The sequence below is a fragment of the Hydrogenophaga sp. BPS33 genome (assembly GCF_009859475.1).
Classification (GTDB): domain Bacteria; phylum Pseudomonadota; class Gammaproteobacteria; order Burkholderiales; family Burkholderiaceae_C; genus Hydrogenophaga.
The window spans coordinates 2,252,976-2,271,016 of record NZ_CP044549.1 but is presented as its reverse complement, the minus strand read 5'-3'; the positions used below and the strand labels follow the sequence as shown (position 1 = coordinate 2,271,016).

The following is an 18,041-nucleotide window of genomic DNA, read 5'->3' as shown; positions in this document are numbered from 1 at the left end:
GGCGGGCGCAGGGGTGGGCCTATTTCAAGGCTTTGTAGCGGAAGCGTTTGGGTTTGGCACCTTCTTCGCCCAGACGCTTCTTCTTGTCGGCCTCGTACTCCTGGTAGTTGCCGTTGAAGAACACCCACTGGCTGTCACCTTCGGCGGCCAGGATGTGGGTGGCAATGCGGTCCAGGAACCAGCGGTCGTGGCTGATCACCAGCGCGCAACCGGCAAACTCGAGCAGCGCGTCTTCCAACGCGCGCAAGGTTTCCACGTCCAGGTCGTTGGACGGTTCATCGAGCAGCAGCACGTTGCCGCCTTCTGCCAAGGTTTTGGCCAGATGCAGGCGCCCACGTTCACCACCGGACAGCGTGCCCACGCGCTTTTGCTGGTCGCCACCGGAGAAGTTGAAACGTCCGCAGTACGCGCGGCTGGGCATCTGGAACTTGCCCACGGTGATCATGTCCAGACCGCCCGAGATGTCTTCCCACACGGTCTTTTCACCGGCCAGCCCATCGCGGCTCTGGTCGACCACGGCCATGCGCACGGTCTGGCCGATCTTGACCTCGCCGCTGTCGGGCTGCTCTTTGCCGCTGATGAGCTTGAACAACGTGGACTTGCCCGCGCCGTTGGGGCCGATGATGCCGACGATGGCACCCGCGGGGATCTGGAAACTCAGGTTGTCGATCAGCAGACGGTCGCCAAAGGACTTGCTGACGTTCTTGAACTCGAACACTTCGTTGCCCAGCCGCTCGGCGACGGGAATGAAGATTTCGTTGGTCTCGTTGCGTTTCTGGTAGTCGACGTCGCTCAACTCCTCGAAGCGTGCCAGACGCGCCTTGCTCTTGGCCTGGCGGCCCTTGGGGTTCTGGCGCACCCACTCCAGCTCCTTCTTCATGGCCTTGGTGCGGGCGTCTTCGGTGCGCTGCTCCTGCTCCAGGCGGGCTTCCTTCTGCTCCAGCCAGGTCGAGTAGTTGCCCTTGTACGGAATGCCGTGGCCGCGGTCGAGTTCGAGAATCCACTCGGCTGCGTTGTCGAGGAAGTAGCGGTCGTGGGTGATGGCCACCACGGTCCCTGAGAAGCGCTTGAGGAACTGCTCCAGCCAGTCCACCGATTCGGCGTCCAAGTGGTTGGTGGGTTCGTCGAGCAGCAGCATGTCGGGCTTGGACAGCAGCATGCAGCACAGCGCCACGCGTCGCTTCTCGCCGCCAGAGAGCAGGCCGATCTTGGCCTCCCAGGGCGGCAGGCGCAGCGCGTCGGCGGCGATTTCCAGTTGGTGTTCGCTGTCGGTGCCGGCGGTGGAGATGATGGCTTCGAGTTGGGCCTGCTCGGCCGCCAGGGCGTCGAAGTCGGCGTCTTCCTCGGCATAGGCCGCATACACCTCTTCGAGCCGCTTCTGTGCGGCGCGCACGCCGCTCATGCTGGCTTCGACGGCCTCGCGCACGGTCTGCTCCGCGTCGAGCTGGGGTTCCTGCGGCAGGTAGCCAATGCGGATGCCCGGCATGGGGATGGCTTCGCCTTCGATTTCCTTGTCGATGCCGGCCATGATCTTGAGCAGGGTGGACTTGCCCGAGCCGTTGGTGCCGAGCACGCCGATCTTGGCGCCGGGGAAGAAGGACAGCGAAATGTCCTTGAGGATCTGACGCTTGGGCGGCACGATCTTGCCGACCCGGTTCATGGAAAAGACGTATTGAGCCATTGCGATTCTCTTGCGTGAAATCAGCGCCTCGAGCGGGCGCGAAGTGGACGATTATCGGCCAGCGCCGGGGGTGCACTCCCCAGGTTGCCCAAAGGCCATGGCGGATGCTTTGGGCACTCGTGCGACAATACGCCGGTCGGGCACATCAGTTGGCCCGGCACCGGCACTTCGCCGGGGTGCCTGCAAGCCACTTGCCGACACCGACTTCCTGAACCCATCAGCCCCAGACTGAACCGGGCGCCGCAGCCAGACTGGCATCGGCAACCGGCGTGGCCGATGCCCCCAGCGCCCCGGACGGGCGCCTCATCACAATGACATTTGACGATCTGAACCTGGCCCCGGCCATCGTGCAAGCGGTGCGCGAACACGGCTACGAAACGCCCACGCCCATTCAAACCGAAGCCATTCCCGCCATTCTTGCCGGCCGCGACCTGCTCGGTGGCGCGCAAACCGGCACCGGCAAGACCGCCGCCTTCACCCTGCCGATGCTGCACCGCCTGGCCGCGGGCGAGCGGCCCAAGAGCCGCTTTGGGGGCGTGGGCATCCGCGCTCTGGTGCTCACGCCCACACGCGAACTCGCCGCGCAGGTCGAGGAGTCGGTGCGCGTCTACGGCAAGCACCTCTCGCTGAGCTCCACCGTGGTGTTCGGCGGCGTGGGCATGAACCCGCAGATCAACGCCATGAAGCGCGGCGTGGACATCCTGGTGGCCACCCCCGGGCGCCTGCTCGATTTGCAGCAGCAAGGCTTCCTGGACCTGTCCGCCGTGCAGATCCTGGTGCTCGACGAAGCCGACCGCATGCTCGACATGGGCTTCATCCACGACGTGAAGAAGGTGCTGGCCCTGGTGCCGGCCAACAAACAAAGCCTGCTGTTCTCCGCCACCTTCAGCGACGAGATCCGCGACCTCGCCAGCGCCCTGCTCAAGGACCCGCAACACATCCAGGTGACGCCGCGCAACACGACTGTGCAGCGCATCACCCAGGTGATCCACCCAGTGGGCCGTGGCAAGAAGAAAGCCTTGCTGGTGCACATCATCAACCAGCACAACTGGAGCCAGGTGCTGGTGTTCACCCGCACCAAGTTCGGCGCGAACAACGTGGCCGAGTACCTCACCAAGAACGGCATCGAGGCGATGGCGCTGCACGGCAACAAGAGCCAGGGCGCGCGCACCCAGGCGCTGGCCGGCTTCAAGAGCGGCGAAATCCGTGCCCTGGTGGCCACCGACATCGCCGCGCGCGGCATCGACATCGACGAGTTGCCGCACGTCGTGAACTACGAAATCCCCAACGTCTGCGAAGACTACGTGCACCGCATCGGCCGCACCGGCCGCGCGGGCAACAGCGGTGAAGCCATCAACCTCGTGAGCCTGGACGAAGAAGGTTTCATGATGGAAATCGAACGCTTCACCAAGCAGCAGATTCCGGTGCAGATCTTCCAGGAGTTCATGCCCGAGCCCGGCGAGAGGGCCGAGCCCATCGCGATGGGCCGCCAGACCATCTGGGGCGGCGCCGGCAAGCCGCCCAGCCGCGAAGTGATGGCCGCTGCTGCCAAGGCCGCGCGCACCGAGATGCTGCAGCGCGTGCGCGAGAAGAAGGCCAGTGAGGGTGGGGGGGGCCGTGGTGGCAATGGTGGTGGCGGTCAGCGCCAGCGCCCTGCCGGTGACGGTGACGGTGCACCAGCCGATGGTCCTCGCGGAGACGGCGGACGCCGCCGCGGCAATGGCGGCGGTCAGCGCGCCAATGGCAATGGCCATGGCGGCGGTGGCGGCGGCAATGGCCAGCCGCGCCAGGGACAACAACGCCACGGCGGTCAACAGGGCCAGCGCCCGCCCCGCGAAGACCGAGGTCCTCGTATGGACCGTGGCCCGCGCGACGACAACGATGGCGGCAACGAACGCCAGCCCGGCCCCAACGCCCACCTGGGCAGCCTGCGCATCCGCGAGCCGCGTCCGCGTCCGGCCAACGCCGGCGGCCAGCCCGACCCGCTGCGCACCAGCATCGACGCGATGCGCACCGGCAACCGCGGTGGCAAGGGCGGCGGTCGAGGTGGCAATGGTGGCGGTGGTGGTGGACAACGCGGCGGTGGTGCCGACCCACTGCGCACCAGCTACGGCAGAATTCGCTAACCCCCGCGCCGCGCCTTGCGGCGCGCCGTGGTGTTTCACACTACAGTGTGTTGATGCAACCCGGACCACCGCCTCCCGCCTACCCCTCCAACGCCCCGCTTGTCCTCCCTGGCAACGGGGCGTTGCCGCGTTGGACCACCTTGATGGTGGCCACCTGCAACGTGCTCAACCTCGCCCTGCCCGGGCGCTCTTTCTACGACAACCAGCCGCCCTACACCCGCAAGGACTACGACCAGAAGGTGGACTGGCTGGGCGACCGCTTCAAGGCGCTCAATGCCGACGTGCTGGCGGTGCAGGAGGTGTGGGATGAGGACGCGCTGCGCACCGCTGTGGCGCGCAGCGGCCTGCAGTACCACGCGGTCGCGGTGCCCGGCGCCGAGAACGGGCCTGGCCTGGCCGGCGCGCAGGGCACGCCGCGGGTGGGATTCGTCACGCGGCTCAAGGTGGAGTCGATGGCGTCCATCCCCGACTTCCCGTCCGCCGCCGCGGTGCAGGTGCCGGGCCTGGGCCTGCACACGCGCTTCGAACGCCCGCCTTTGTTGGCCACGCTGCGCCTCAAGCAGGGGCAGCAGGTGTGCGTGATCACCGCGCATCTCAAGAGCAAGCGGCCGAAGTTCCTGGAAGACGCCGACGGCAAGCTCATCGAAGACACCAGCGATCCGGCCGTTCAGGCGCTGGCCTCGCTGCGCTCGTTGATCATGCGCGCCAGCGAAGCGCTCGCGCTGCGCCTGAAGGTGGTCGAGCTGCTGCACCGCACGCGACTGCCCCTGGTGCTGATGGGCGATCTCAACGACGGCCCTTACAGCGTGACCACGCAGCTCATCGCGGCGACCTCACAGACCGCCTACGACAAGGGGGCCCGCGACAGCGCTCTCTACAGCGCCTGGGACGTGCAGGGCGAATTCGCGCTGCGCCGCGACGTGGCCTATTCCCACATCCACCAAGGCTTTCCCGAGGTGCTGGACCAGATTCTCGTGAGCGAAGAGTTCGTGGCGACCAGCGAGCGTGCGCTGGGCGACGTGCGGCGCGTCGAAGTGTTCAACGACCATCTGTTCGAAGGCCGCGACCGCAGCCTGAGCGACCACGGCTTCGTGCGCGCGCTGCTGCGGCTGCGGCTACCCGACTGACGCGGCGGCCGGCGCTGCAGCGCTCTCGCGCACGCGCAGGGCCAGGTGCGCCAGCGCCTCTTCCACCTGGTCGACCAGGATCAGGCACAGGTCGCCCGGTTGCAGGCGCGCGAGCGCCGTGTCGATGGCGATGAACTCGCCGCGAATCTCCTGCACCTCGCGCGTGCGGCTCGCGCCGTCGAGGCCCTGGCGCAGCAGTGCCAGCACTTCGCCGTCTTCGCGCCCGCGCTGGCAGGCATCCTGGAACAGCAGCACGTCATCGAAGGCCGCGCCCAGAATCGCCGTCTGCTCGCGGATGTCTTCGTCGCGGCGGTCGCCCGCGCCGCTGATGACCACACTGCGCCGCCGGGCCGGCATGGCGTTCACCGCCTCGACCAGGGCGCGCATGGCGTCGGGGTTGTGGCCGTAGTCGGCGATCACGGTGGCGCCGCGGTAGTCCATCACGTTGAAGCGGCCCGGCGCGTTGTCGGCGTCGTTGGAGAAGCTGGAGAGGCCGCGCACGATGGTGTCCCAGTCCAGGCCGGCACACCAGGCCGCGCCGATGGCCGCCATGACGTTGTCCTTCTGGAAGCCAATGGTGCCGCCGCGCGTGATCGGCACGCCCTGCAACGGGATCTGCACGCGCCAGCTGCCCTCGGTCACCAGAATGCGGTCGCCTTCGATGCAGATGGCGCGCTTGCCCTGCACGCGGTGCGCGGCGAGCACCGGATGGTCGTGGTCCTGCGCGAAAAACACCACGCCGCCCGGGCACTTGGCCGCCATGGCCGCGACGATGGGATCGGCCGCGTTGAGCACCGCGTAGCCCGTGGGCGCCACGTTCATGACGATCACGCGCTTGAGCACGGCGAGGTCTTGCACCGTGGTGATGTAGTTCAGCCCCAGATGGTCGCCCGCGCCCACGTTGGTGACCACAGCCACCTGGCACTGGTCGAAACCCAGGCCTTCGCGCAGCATGCCGCCGCGCGCGGTTTCCAGCACCGCCGCGTCCACGTCGGGATGCAGCAGCACATTGCGCGCGCTCTTGGGGCCGGAGCAATCGCCGCTGTCGATCTGGCGGCCGTCGACGTACACGCCGTCGGTGTTGGTCATGCCCACGCGCAGGCCACTGGCGGCCATGAGGTGCGAGATCAGGCGCGTGGTGGTGGTCTTGCCGTTGGTGCCGGTGACGGCCACGACAGGAATGCGCCCGTCGTCACCGGCATCGAACATGCTGGCGATGACCGCCTCGCCCACTGGGCGGCCCTTGCCGAACGACGGCGAGAGGTGCATGCGCAGGCCCGGCGCGGCATTGACTTCGACCACGCCGCCGTTCTGCTGTTCCAGCGGCTCGTGCACGCTTTCGCAGACCACGTCCACGCCGCAGATGTCCAGGCCCACGGTTTGCGCCGCGGCCACGGCGCGTGCCGCCACCTCGGGGTGCAGGTCGTCGGTGACGTCGGTGGCGGTGCCGCCGGTGCTCAGATTGGCGTTGTTGCGCAGCACGACGCGGCGGCCCATCTCGGGGATGGAGCCGGGTTGAAGCCCTTGAACCTCCAGGCGCGCCAGGGCGATGTCGTCGAAGCGGATCTTGGTGAGCGAAGTGGCATGGCCGTCACCACGCCGGGGGTCCTGGTTCACCAGATCGACCAGCTCGCGCACCGTGTGCTCACCGTCGCCGATGACGTGCGGTGGGTCGCGGCGCGACGCGGCCACCACCTTGTCGCCCACCACCAGCAGGCGGAAATCAAAACCCGGCAGGAAACGCTCGACCATCACCTGGCCGTATTCGGCGGCGGCACGAAACGCCTGTGCCAGGTGCTCGCGCGAGACGATGTTCACGGTCACGCCCTTGCCCTGGTTGCCGTCCTGCGGCTTGACGACCACCGGAAGGCCGATCTCCTGCGCGGCGACCCAGGCGTCCTGGGCATCGGCGACCGGCCGGCCTTCAGGCACCGGCACGCCGGCTGCGGCCAGCAATGCCTTGGTGAGGTCCTTGTCCTGGGCGATCGATTCGGACACCGCGCTCGTGCGGTCGATCTCGGCGGCCCAGATGCGCCGCTGGCGCGAGCCCCAACCCAGCTGCACCAGGCTGCCCGAGGTGAGGCGGCGGTAGGGGATGTTGCGGGCCACGGCGGCGTCGACGATGCAGCCCGTGCTCGGGCCCAGGCGCACGTCTTCATCGAGCGCGCGCAGGCGGGCAATGGCGGCGTCCACGTCGAAATGCGTCGTCTCGCTCGCTGCCACGGCCGCGAGCAGTTCGCGTGCGAGGTCGAAGGCCAGACGCCCCACCCCTTCTTCGCTGTACTCCACCACGACCTGGAACACGCCGGTGTCCAGCGTGGCAGCCGTGCGGCTGAAGGTCACCGGGCAGCCCGCCTGGGCCTGCAGGGCGAGCACGGTGTCTTCGAGCACGTGGGCCAGCGACAGACGCTCCTGGTGCGGGTTGCTGGGCTGCAGCGGCCCCACGGAGGGAAAGAGTTCCCGCAGCCGGCGCTCGAATCCGGGCAGGGCTTGCAGGTCCATTTCGTGCGGTTCGCAGGCCACGATGGCCTCGATGCAGGTGTGGCGGCTCCAGAGATTGGGGCCGCGCAAGGTCCGGATGCGGGAAACGTCCATAAAGGAGGTCGCAGTGGGTTGAGGAACGGGTGCAGGGCCGCTCAGCGCGCCGTGCTGGAAGCAACAGACTCTTTGATCGGGACGGCAGGTGCGGTGAGAAGACCCGAGGTCTCGATCCCCGCGGCCATGAGCTCCGGCGACACGTCCAGCGCCCACGCGGCGGCGGCCACGGCCATCAGCGTGTGCAGGCCCAGCGAGGCCACCAGGCCTTGCACCACCGGCGCGTCCAGCCGCACACGGTGCGCCTTGTGCGCGCCCTGGGCCAGCACGAGAGCCTCACCCGAGACCGAGACGGTGCGCCGCCCGCTGGCGCGGTGCGCTTGCAGCGCGGGGGACCCGGCATCCAGTCCGTACAGGATCACGTCGCCATCGCACAGGTCGGCCATCTGCGCCACGCGCGCGTCGTCGGCGTTGAGCACGGCCACGCCGTCGGGCAGCACCACATCCACCTGGGTGCGCAGCACGCGGTAGAGCTGGTCGGTGTTGTGCACGTCGTGGCGTTCCAGCCCCCGCACGTGGTCGAGATCGGTCACCACGCCCACGGCGCAGCGGTCGTAGGCCAGGCCGTCGTCGAGGATGACGGCCGCGCCGTTCTCCAGCACGACCGCGTCGACCTCCCGGTTCATCAGCAGGCGGTGGCCGGCATCCCAGTGCGCACTGGGACGCGCGTCGACCCGGCGGTTGCAGAGGAACAGGCCGTCCTGGCAAGCCAGGCCGACCTTGTGGCCACTCAAGTGCAGCAGCCAGCCCACCAGGCGTGCGATGGCGTTGCCATGGTTGGAACCGGCCACACCCACGATGGGCACGCGGCCGTTGCCGCCGTCGTCGAACAAATGGTCCACGATGGCACGCCCCACCGGGCGCGCCAGGCCGGTGGCGGGCTTGAGGTGCATGAGCAGGCCGGGGCCGGCGTTCACCTCGACCACGGCACCGCCCTGCGCCTGCAGCGGGCGGCGGATGTCCTGCACCACCAGGTCGATGCCGGCCACATCCAGGCCGACGATGCGCGCGGCCAGTGTGGCGGCATGCGCCACCTCCGGGTGCACGTCGTCCGTGCAGTCGATCGCCACGTTTCCGTTGCGCTGCACCATCACGCGCCGGCCCGCCACGGGCACCGCCTCGCCCGACAGGCCCTGGCGCTCCAGCAGCAGGCGCATCACGGGTTCGCGGTCCAGGTGAATGGTCTCCAACGGGTATTCCTCGGCCTCGCCCCGGCGCGGGTCGCTGTTGAGCTGGCTGTCGATCAGTTGCTCGACGGTGGAGCGGCCGTCGCCCAGCACCGACAAGCTTTCGCCGCGCGCGGCCGCCACCACGCGACCGCCCACCACCAGCAGGCGGTGCTCGTCGCCCAGAATGTAGCGCTCGACGATGACCTCGCTGCCCTCGGCATCGGCCACGGTAAAGGCTTTCTCGATGTCCGCGCGCTCGGAGAGGTCCAGGCTCACGCCCCGGCCGTGATTCGCATCCGACGGCTTGACCACCACCGGCAGGCCGATCTCTTGCGCGGCCTCCCAGGCCGCTTCGGGACTCTCGACCACCTGGCCTTCGGGCACCGGCACGCCGCAGGAGGCCAACAGGCTTTTGGTCAGGTCCTTGTCGTGCGCGATGTTGCCGGCAATGGCGCTGGTGCGGTCGGTCTCGGCCGTCCAGATGCGGCGTTGGCGGCGGCCATGCCCCAGCTGCACCAGGTTGCCCTCGTTCAGGCGCAGGTGCGGAATGCCCCGGTCCGTCGCGGCCGAGACGATGGACGCGGTGCTGGGCCCGAGGTAACTGTCGTCGATCTGCTCGACCAGGCGCGCCACCGCGGCGGCCACGTCGAACGCGGGAGCGCCATCGCCGTGGCGGATGGCCGCGATCAACAAGGCATGCGCTTCGGCGAGCGCGGCACGCGCCACCGCTTCGTCGCGCGCGCGGAACACCATGCGGTAGACGCCCCGGTTCGAGGTCTCGCGCGTCTGGCCAAAGCCGGTGGGCATGCCCGCGAGGTTGAGCAGTTCGATGACGACGTGCTCAAGAATGTGTCCGGCCCAGGTGCCTTCGCGCAAGCGCTCGATGAAGCCGCCACGCTCGCCCACGCCGCAGTGGTGCTCGACCAGGGCGGGCAGCCAGGCGATCAACCGGTCGGTGAGGCCGGGCAGTTTGTTGGAAGGGAAATCCTCCAGATCCCCCAGATCCAGCCAGACTTCGAGGACGGAACGGTAGGTCCAGATATTGGGGCCGCGCAGGTAGTTGATGCGTAGCAGACGGATGTCGTGTTTCGGGCTCATGTCTCCGAGGGGACGCAGGGTTGGGCGACCGGGTGCAGCACCGGCCAAGCTTCACAAGAACTTCAATGCCATCAACGTTTGCGGACCCGACATCGGTGAGAATGCAAAGCTCCCCTGTGGGAGCATGCCGCTCTTCGCGGTCGACGCCACGTTGTCATCTTCACCATGCTTTCACGCTTTCCAGCTGATTCCTCAGCCCCCGCAGCCGACCCTGCACAGGACGCCCAGCGGCCCGCATCAACCCAGCTGGGGGGCGATGATAGCGCTGTCACCTCGTTACCGCTGGACTTGAACAGCGATTTAACGTTCGGTAACGAAACGCTGTTGTTAAGCCGTCAAAACCTCACAGTCGGTGACAAGGTCTGGCCCCTGTCCTCGGGTATGGAACTGCGCCTGAGCGACCACGCCGGCGTGGGCCAGCTGGAGCTGTGCGACGTCCACCAGCGCCTGGCGGTCTGGCGTTTCACGATGGCGCAGCACAACCGGGCCGCGCGCCTGGTCGAGCAGTTCCAGCGCGTGATGGCGCAGCGCGAACAAAACACCGAGCAGGCGCCCGACGACGGCACGCGCGTCTGCCCCCAATGCCAGGCGATCCTGCCGCCCGAGAGCGACGAATGCCCGGCCTGCACACTCGACGGCCAGGCGCCCGCGCCCTCCACCTGGGTGCTCTTGCGCCTGTGGCGCTTCGCGCACCCCTACCGCTGGACGCTGCTCACCGGCTTCCTGCTCACCCTGGCTTCCACCGCCGCCACGCTGGTGCCGCCCTACCTGACCATCCCCCTGATGGACCGGGTGCTGATCCCGTTCCAGAACGGCCAGGCGATCGACACCACGCTGGTGTTGATGCTACTGGGCGGCCTGCTCGGCTCGGCCCTGCTGGCCTGGGGCCTGGGCTGGGCGCGCACCTGGCTGCTCGCGCTGGTCTCCGAGCGCATCAGCGCGGACCTGCGCACCACCACGTTCGACCACCTGCTCGAACTCTCGCTCGACTACTTCGGCAGCAAACGCACCGGCGACCTGATCGCGCGCATCGGCAGCGAAACCGACCGCATCAGCGTGTTCCTGTCGCTGCACGCGCTCGATTTCATCACCGACGTGCTGATGATCACCATGACGGCGGTCATCCTTTTTTCCATCAACCCCTGGCTGGCGCTGGCCACGCTGGTCCCCCTGCCCTTCATTGCCTGGCTGATCCACCTCGTGCGCGACCGGCTGCGCACCGGCTTCGAGAAAATCGACCGTGTCTGGGGCGAGGTCACCAACGTGCTGGCCGACACCATTCCCGGCATCCGCGTGGTCAAGGCCTTTGCGCAGGAAGGGCGCGAGGCCAAGCGCTTCAAGGGCGCCAACGAGCACAACCTGGTGGTCAACGACCGCATCAACAAGACCTGGTCGCTGTTCACGCCCACGGTCACCCTGCTCACCGAGGTCGGCCTGCTGGTGGTGTGGGCCTTCGGCATCTGGCTGGTAAGCCAGAACAACATCACGGTGGGGGTGCTGACCGCCTTCATCGCCTACATCGGGCGCTTCTACGGGCGGCTCGACTCCATGAGCCGCATCGTCTCCGTCACGCAGAAGGCGGCGTCAGGCGCCAAGCGCATCTTCGACATCCTCGACCATGTCTCCAACGTGCCCGACCCGGCGCAACCGGTGGCGCTCCAGCAAGTGCAAGGCGGCCTGCAAATCGAAGGCGTGAGCTTTCGCTACGGCAGCCGCACGGTGATCCGCGACCTGAGCCTGGACATCCGCCCCGGCGAGATGATCGGCCTGGTCGGCCACAGCGGATCGGGCAAGAGCACGCTGGTGAACCTGCTGTGCCGTTTCTACGACGTGAGCGAAGGCGCGATCCGCATCGACGGCACCGACGTGCGCCGCGTCGCCGTGGCCGACTTCCGCCGCCACATCGGCCTGGTGCTGCAAGAGCCCTTCCTGTTCTTCGGCACCATCGCCGAGAACATCGCCTATGGCAAACCCGGCGCCACGCGCGCCGACATCGTGGCCGCCGCGCGCGCGGCGCACGCGCACGAATTCATCCTGCGCCTGCCGCAGGGTTACGACTCGCTGGTGGGCGAACGCGGCCAGGGCCTCTCCGGCGGCGAACGCCAGCGCATCAGCATCGCACGCGCACTGCTGATCGACCCGCGCATCCTGATCCTGGACGAAGCCACCTCGTCGGTGGACACCGAGACCGAAAAGGAAATCCAGAAGGCGCTGGACAACCTGGTGCAAGGCCGCACCACCATCGCCATCGCACACCGCCTCTCGACCTTGCGCAAGGCCGACCGCCTGGTGGTGATGGACCGTGGCCAGGTGGTGGAGATCGGCCCGCACGACGAGCTGATGGGACTGCGCGGCGCCTACTGGCGCCTGTACGAAGCACAGGCACGCAAGGAGCAGGAAGCCGCCGCGCTGCTCGACGGCGACACCAACGGGGACGACGACGCATGAACACGACGACCACCACACCCTCCCCCTCGGCCGCGCCCGCCTGGCGCTTGCAGCGCAACGCTTTTGGCCGCCTGGTCTTCACCGACGAGGCCGGTGTGGAGCACGTGGGCGTGGTGCCCGTGCGCGCCTTCCCCATCGGCGCGCCCGACGAAGGCCTGTCTCTGGTGGGCAGCGATGGCCACGAACTGGTGTGGGTGGAGCGCCTGTCGGCGCTGCCCGCCGAACTGCGCCAATGGCTGGAAGAAGAACTGGCTCAACGCGAGTTCACGCCGGTGATCCAGCGCATCGATTCGGCTTCCACCTTCGCCACGCCCAGCACCTGGAAGGTCACCACCGACCGGGGGTCTACCAGCTTCGTGCTGCGCAGCGAGGACGACATTCGCCGCCTGGACGGCAATGCGCTGCTGATCCAGAGCAGCCACGGCGTGAGCTTTGCGGTGCGCGACCGCGGTGCACTGGATGCGCACTCGCGGCGGTTGCTGGATCGGTTTCTTTGAGAGATTCGCCCCGCAGTCTTGCGGGACCCGAGGGGCAATCTTGCGCCACCCTGAAATTCACGCTCTAACCAGGAAACGCATCAACCCCCCGTACACGGAGTTCAGACGCCATCGCAAAATAGACTTGCGCAAGCAGATCTGCCAAGGGCGGATCGAGGCTGGCTTCCAGAACCGGCACCAGCGAATCGCGCAAACTCACAAGCTCCGTCGAATCGAGCGAACGGGTCACCGCTGACAACCATTCCCCCCGCAATTGGACGGCGGATCGACCGGCGGAAGTATTGTGACCACTGCGGCCAACCAACGCATCCATCTCATTGCCGAATTTCTGGACAGCCGGGAAATCCGCATCGGTCAAAGCCGTGAGCAGACTTCTCGCCGTGCGCTCCCCCGCCTGGCTCTCAAGCAATGAGGCGATGTGTTCCAACTCGGTCTTCGCAATGCCCGCCCCGGCCACCTCCCCCGTGCCCGGATCGACGTAGTTGCCCGCGTCCTGCAGCAGACGGCGTGAGGCTTGAGACAACGCGACGATCTGTACCCGTTCCGTGTTGCTCAAACCCGTCCAGTTCGCCTGGAGAGGCTCTCCAAAGAACACCCTTCTCTTTGCGAAGTCCTCCATGGCGCGGCGCAACATTTCAGCGCGGACCGCCAGGGACAGATGCTCGATCACTTCTCGCAATGAGGGAGAAGGCGACTTCGCCAGATGGCTCGCCAGCTTGGGTTCCAGAAGATAGAGATCCACCGCTTTCATGGATCTCGCCGCTTGCAGCAGAAGTGCGCCGCGGAGTTGCACATCGGATGCACCACTGCCCGCGGCCACGACGCCACCGATCGACTGCGTGATCTCGTTGCCGATGCGTTGAGCACGCACCGTGTCGTCCTTCTGCAAGCTCTGGATGAAGTCGGCAACAGCGTTTTGACGTTCAACGTAACCGCCGAGATCGGAAGAAATGTCCTGAACCTCGCCCAGCGCTTCGCCGGTCAAATAAGGGCCTCCCATGCTTTGCACATCCGACGCAATGCCGGGCAACCTGGAAATTTCAGTCGACTGACTCAGTTCAATGGCATCCAACTCGATCCAACGGTACAAAATTTCAGACTTGGCCAATACGGCCAAATGCGTCGCCACATCGGCCAGTGCTGGAGAAAAGGTGCTCAACGAGTTCGGATCCAGCAGCTCGTCGAGTTCAAGGAGATCGTCCAGATCGCAAGCAGCGACCCAACTGAGCAGATGAGGATGTCTGAGCTCCACGGTGCTTTGAACACCTGGGTTGTGAGCAGGAGCCGCTACCCCGTCCAGCATGAGGCTGGCCAGTTCCGCAACGTCCTCCTCTCCGTTCTTCAACGCAACCACGAGATCCTCAATCTCCTTGCTGGCCATGTTATTTACCATGCCCAAGTGGGCACCCAACTGAGCCACGATCCTGTCCAGCGCGTCAAGGCCGAGATTCGCTCCAACCACAACGTTCGTCTGCGGATCCGCATAGGGACGCATCTGTGTTTTCAGCGGTGCAGCGATCTTGGCCAACGCGATCACGTCTTGCCGCTGGATGCCATCCAGTTTCTGGAAGTCCGGCGCGTCCTGCTGTCCATACCGCACGCCCTCCTTCGCAAGGACGTCCAATCCGCGGCGCAGTATTTCTGCACGGGCCGAAACGGCGAGATGCTCGAGCCAACCCTTCAGCCCCGTGAAGTCAAACTCTGGCTGCATGCCTTCGATCGAGGCCAAGAGGTCGTCGAGATCCCTGTCTTGCATGGCCGTCACCGTCTCGAGCAGAAGCCTACCGCGAAGCTGAAGCTCCGACTGACCCAGGCTCGAATGTTTCTCGTGGATCGATGCCAACGCGAGATTCAATCGGGTCCCTGCCAAGGAGGCCGTTGCTTCATCTGCGCCTCGTATGGCGGTGACCAGATTTCCCAGCTCCAGGCGGCTCTTGGCTTCAAGCTCCAGCTTGGCTTTGTGTTCCGCCGCTGCGCCGAACGCTTTCCTGTCAATTCGCTGCACCTGTTTACCAACTGGAGTTGCTTTTTCGAAGCGTCGACCCGTCTTTGCACCCAACCCGCTGAGTTCCACCACAAATCTGTCGAGCGCTTTTCTTGAAAACCGTGCATTCAATGCTTCACCTTTTCCCAACTGGGCAAAGAAGACCGCTTCTTGCTGCAGTTCAGGTGCCAGCTTGCGCAACGTGGACAAGCTTTCCTTCTGGCCCACAGACAATCCGCTCTCGTCGCCAGAAAAAAGTGCGCCTTCCTCCATGAACTTGACCATCTCGCGGTGCAAGATTTCGGACTTCACCAGGAAGGCAAGGTGCATGGTCGACTCCCGCAGGCCAGCGGTCTTCAAGTCCGCGGTTTGGAAACTCTCCAACTTGTCCAGCAGCTTGCGAAGATCGGTCGGGCTCTTGGCACCGACCATGTTGAGAAAGCAGTTGTTCCGCAATTGCGTCGGGGACAGATCGCGCTTGGTGCCCTGATATTTGAGCGCGACCAACTTGCTATCCAGTTGGACACTGGCCAACTGAGCAGCCGCCACATCGTTTTTCTCGACTGCCAAGAGGAGCTTGTCCACTTGGCCTTCTGCCTCCGAGTGGTGGGACTCCTCCGCCTGCCGTGCGCGCTTCTGCGCAGCAGGCAATTTCTCGGCAATGCGCTGGAAAAACGACGGCTTTTGGGGAGGCTCAATGTCCTGGTGTTTGAGCGGTGCGCTGTGCGGCGCAGAGCGATTCAATGTGGTGGGCTTGGACATAGGGTTTCCTTGGTGGATGCAGATCCGGGTTCCGCGACAGAGGAGGTGGAAGGTGGTCCCCACCGGGAGGCAAAATTTCAGTAACCCCCGCCAAGGTTCGGTTCCTGGGGGTTCGGCGCGTTGCAGCGGGCTGCCGCCACGGCGGCCCAGCGGTGGCATCGACGCTCGGGAAAACCCTCAATCGGATCGCGCGCCTTCGCATCCGTGAAATGTGCGTGCACATCTGGTCATGCACGTCGCGCGGCTCTCCACAATCGTCCCCACCTTGACGAGGAGTCCGTGATGGCCGGGTGCAGCATGTCGACCGTTTCTGAAGGGCGCGAGGTGGCCCATGGATAGCCGGGTAGGCGCCCTCGCACCGCCGCGCGATGCCGCTTACGCACACGGCGAACTGCGGCCCCTGATCGCACCGCGCAGCATCGCCATCGCAGGCATCTCCTCGCGCGAGGAGAGCTTTGGCTGGACCACCTTGAGCCACCTGCGCGAATTCACCGGCGCGGTCCATCTGGTGAACCCGCGCCACACCCAGATCACCGCACGGGTCTGCCACCCCAGCATCGCAGCCCTTCCCGAGGTGCCCGACTGCGTGGTGATCGCCGCTGGCCGCGACGCAGTCGAGGCATTGGTCCTCGAATGCGCCGAGGCGGGCGTGGGCGCCTGCATCGTGTACGCCGCCGGCTACGCCGAGACCGCCCGGCCCGAGCGCATCGCGATGCAAGCGCGGCTGGGCGAGATCGCGGCACGCAGCGGCATGCGCATCGCAGGCCCGAACTGCCTGGGCATCGTCAACTACGTGTCGCGCGCGGTGGTCTCGTTCGCGCCGTACCCCGCACCGCGCCCGCTGCCCGGGCGCTGGATCGGCATCGCCAGCCAGTCCGGCGCCATGGCCAACTCGCTTTCGCAGGTGGTCGAGCAGGGCTCGCCCGTGGGCCTGGTGTTGAGCGCGGGCAACTGTTGCGACGTCGACGTGGCCGACCTGATCGCCTACCTGGCCGACGAACCGGACTGCGGCTTGATCGTGAGCGTGTTCGAGGGCATGACCAACGCGCGCCGCCTGATCGACGCCATGGAACGCGCCTGGCGCGCCGACAAGCCGCTCGTGATCTACAAGATGGCCACGGGCGCACTGGGCGCGCAGGCCGCCGTGTCGCACACCGGCTCGATGGCCGGTGCCAACGCCGCCTACCGCGCCGCCTTCGAGCGCTACGGTGTGGTGGCGGTGAACGATTTCGAGTCGCTGGTCGAGGCCGCGCAGTTCTTCCTCAAGGCGGTGGCACCGCGCGCCCGTGGCGTCGCCGCGCTCAACACCTCGGGCGGCTGCACGGTGATGTCGGCCGACAAGGCCGAAGTCCACGGCGTGGACCTGCCACAGCCGCAACCGGCGGTGCAAGCCATCGTGGCTGCACACATTCCCGACTACGGCTCGGCGCGCAATCCGTTCGACATGACGGCGCAGATGCTGACCGAACCGGGCGCGTTCCCGGCCTGCGCCGAGGCGCTGATGTCCGACCCGACCTTCGGCGCGGTGATGATGACCACCAACTGGTCGTCCAGCAAGGTGGCCGAACGCAGCCGCGTGCTGGGCGAGGCCGCGGCCCGCCACCAGAAGATGGCCTGCAACGTGTGGCTCTCGCCCTGGCTGGACGGACCGGGTGCGCGCGAGACGCAAGAGACGCCGAACATCGCCCTGTTCCGCTCGATGGACCGCTGCTTCGCGACCCTCGCGGCATGGCACCGGCGCGGGGATCGGCGTGCCCGGATGGACCAGGCCGCCACCCGCGTCAGTACGGCGTTCGCACGCGAAGCGGCGCGCGCGCTGTTGCTGCAAACACCTGCCGGCACCGCACTCGGCGAGCGCCGCTCCAAGGCGGTGCTGGCCCACTACGGCATTCCGCTCGTGCCCGACCGGCTGGTGCAAACCGCCGACGACGCGGTGGCAGCGGCGCAGGACTTCGGCTACCCGGTGGTGCTCAAGGTCGAGTCGGCCGATCTGCCGCACAAGACCGAGGCCGGGGTCGTGCGCCTGAACTTGCGCGACGCGCCCGCCGTGCGCGCGGCCTTCGACGAGGTCATGGCCAACGCCCAGCGCCATGCGCCGGCCGGCAGACCGATACAGGTTGACGGTGTGCTCGTGCAGCCCATGTTCGCCCGGGGCCTGGAGCTGGTCATGGGCGGGCGCATCGACGCGCAGTTCGGCGCTCTCGTGGTCGTCGGCCTGGGCGGCGTGTGGGTCGAGGTGTTGCGTGACACCGCGGTCGACCTGGCACCGGTCACCCAAGCGCAGGCCCACGCGTTGCTGGCGCGCCTGTCCGCGCAGTCCGCCCTGGAGGGTTTTCGGGGCCTGCCGCCGGTCGACCGCGAGCGGTTGGCCGACGTGGCCGTGCGCGTCTCGGAATTCATGGCAGACCAGGCCGATCTGGTCGCGGAACTCGACATCAACCCGCTGATCTGCGAAGGCTCGCGCATGGCAGCGGTGGATGCGTTGATCGTGCGCGCACCCGGTTGATGCACCACGGCGAGCCGTTTCGACAGGCGTTCGATATCCACCACCAGG

9 protein-coding genes are annotated in these 18,041 nt (G+C 66.8%); 5 read left to right on the top strand and 4 right to left on the bottom strand.

What is annotated here, in order from left to right; translation table 11 throughout:
* Positions 1-19: 19 nt before the first annotated feature.
* The gene (gene ettA, locus F9K07_RS10545) at positions 20-1,681 is read right to left on the bottom strand and encodes an energy-dependent translational throttle protein EttA (RefSeq protein ID WP_159592563.1); all 1,662 of its coding nucleotides are present in this window, start codon (positions 1,679-1,681) and stop codon (positions 20-22) included.
* Between the two features lie 311 nt (positions 1,682-1,992).
* Here ettA and F9K07_RS10540 point away from each other — a divergent pair, with 311 nt between their 5' ends.
* Positions 1,993-3,807, top strand: a complete 1,815-nt coding sequence (locus F9K07_RS10540; RefSeq protein ID WP_159592560.1) for a DEAD/DEAH box helicase — start codon at positions 1,993-1,995, stop codon at positions 3,805-3,807.
* Positions 3,808-3,950: 143 nt separating this feature from the next.
* Positions 3,951-4,934: an endonuclease/exonuclease/phosphatase family protein gene (locus F9K07_RS10535; protein ID WP_236581991.1), complete on the top strand. Its 984-nt coding sequence runs from the start codon at positions 3,951-3,953 to the stop codon at positions 4,932-4,934.
* On the opposite strand, the gene cphA is transcribed toward F9K07_RS10535, so the two are convergent.
* Positions 4,923-7,529, bottom strand: coding sequence for a cyanophycin synthetase (gene cphA / locus F9K07_RS10530; RefSeq protein WP_159592554.1), 2,607 nt, complete (start codon positions 7,527-7,529; stop codon positions 4,923-4,925). The two genes, F9K07_RS10535 and cphA, sit on opposite strands and share 12 nt — an antisense overlap.
* Positions 7,530-7,570: 41 nt before the next feature.
* Positions 7,571-9,796, bottom strand: coding sequence for a cyanophycin synthetase (locus F9K07_RS10525; RefSeq protein ID WP_159592551.1), 2,226 nt, complete (start codon positions 9,794-9,796; stop codon positions 7,571-7,573).
* A gap of 165 nt (positions 9,797-9,961) precedes the next feature.
* Here F9K07_RS10525 and F9K07_RS10520 point away from each other — a divergent pair, with 165 nt between their 5' ends.
* Together F9K07_RS10520 and F9K07_RS10515 are read left to right on the top strand one after the other, a co-directional pair.
* Entirely contained in the window at positions 9,962-12,244 is a 2,283-nt protein-coding gene (locus F9K07_RS10520; protein WP_159592548.1) for a cyanophycin metabolism-associated ABC transporter, read from the top strand.
* Positions 12,241-12,741 carry a cyanophycin metabolism-associated DUF1854 family protein gene (locus F9K07_RS10515; RefSeq protein ID WP_159592545.1) on the top strand — a complete coding sequence of 167 codons (501 nt, stop codon included), beginning with the start codon at positions 12,241-12,243 and terminating at the stop codon, positions 12,739-12,741. Before F9K07_RS10520 ends, F9K07_RS10515 begins: the two co-directional genes overlap by 4 nt.
* 64 nt (positions 12,742-12,805) lie before the next feature.
* On the opposite strand, the gene F9K07_RS10510 is transcribed toward F9K07_RS10515, so the two are convergent.
* Positions 12,806-15,487 carry a hypothetical protein gene (locus F9K07_RS10510; RefSeq protein WP_159592542.1) on the bottom strand — a complete coding sequence of 894 codons (2,682 nt, stop codon included), beginning with the start codon at positions 15,485-15,487 and terminating at the stop codon, positions 12,806-12,808.
* Positions 15,488-15,818: 331 nt separating this feature from the next.
* Between F9K07_RS10510 and F9K07_RS10505 the strand changes: the two genes are divergently transcribed.
* Complete coding sequence (locus F9K07_RS10505; RefSeq protein WP_159592539.1) at positions 15,819-17,993, top strand: acetate--CoA ligase family protein; 2,175 nt, start codon at positions 15,819-15,821, stop codon at positions 17,991-17,993.
* The last annotated feature ends 48 nt before the right edge of the window (positions 17,994-18,041 follow it).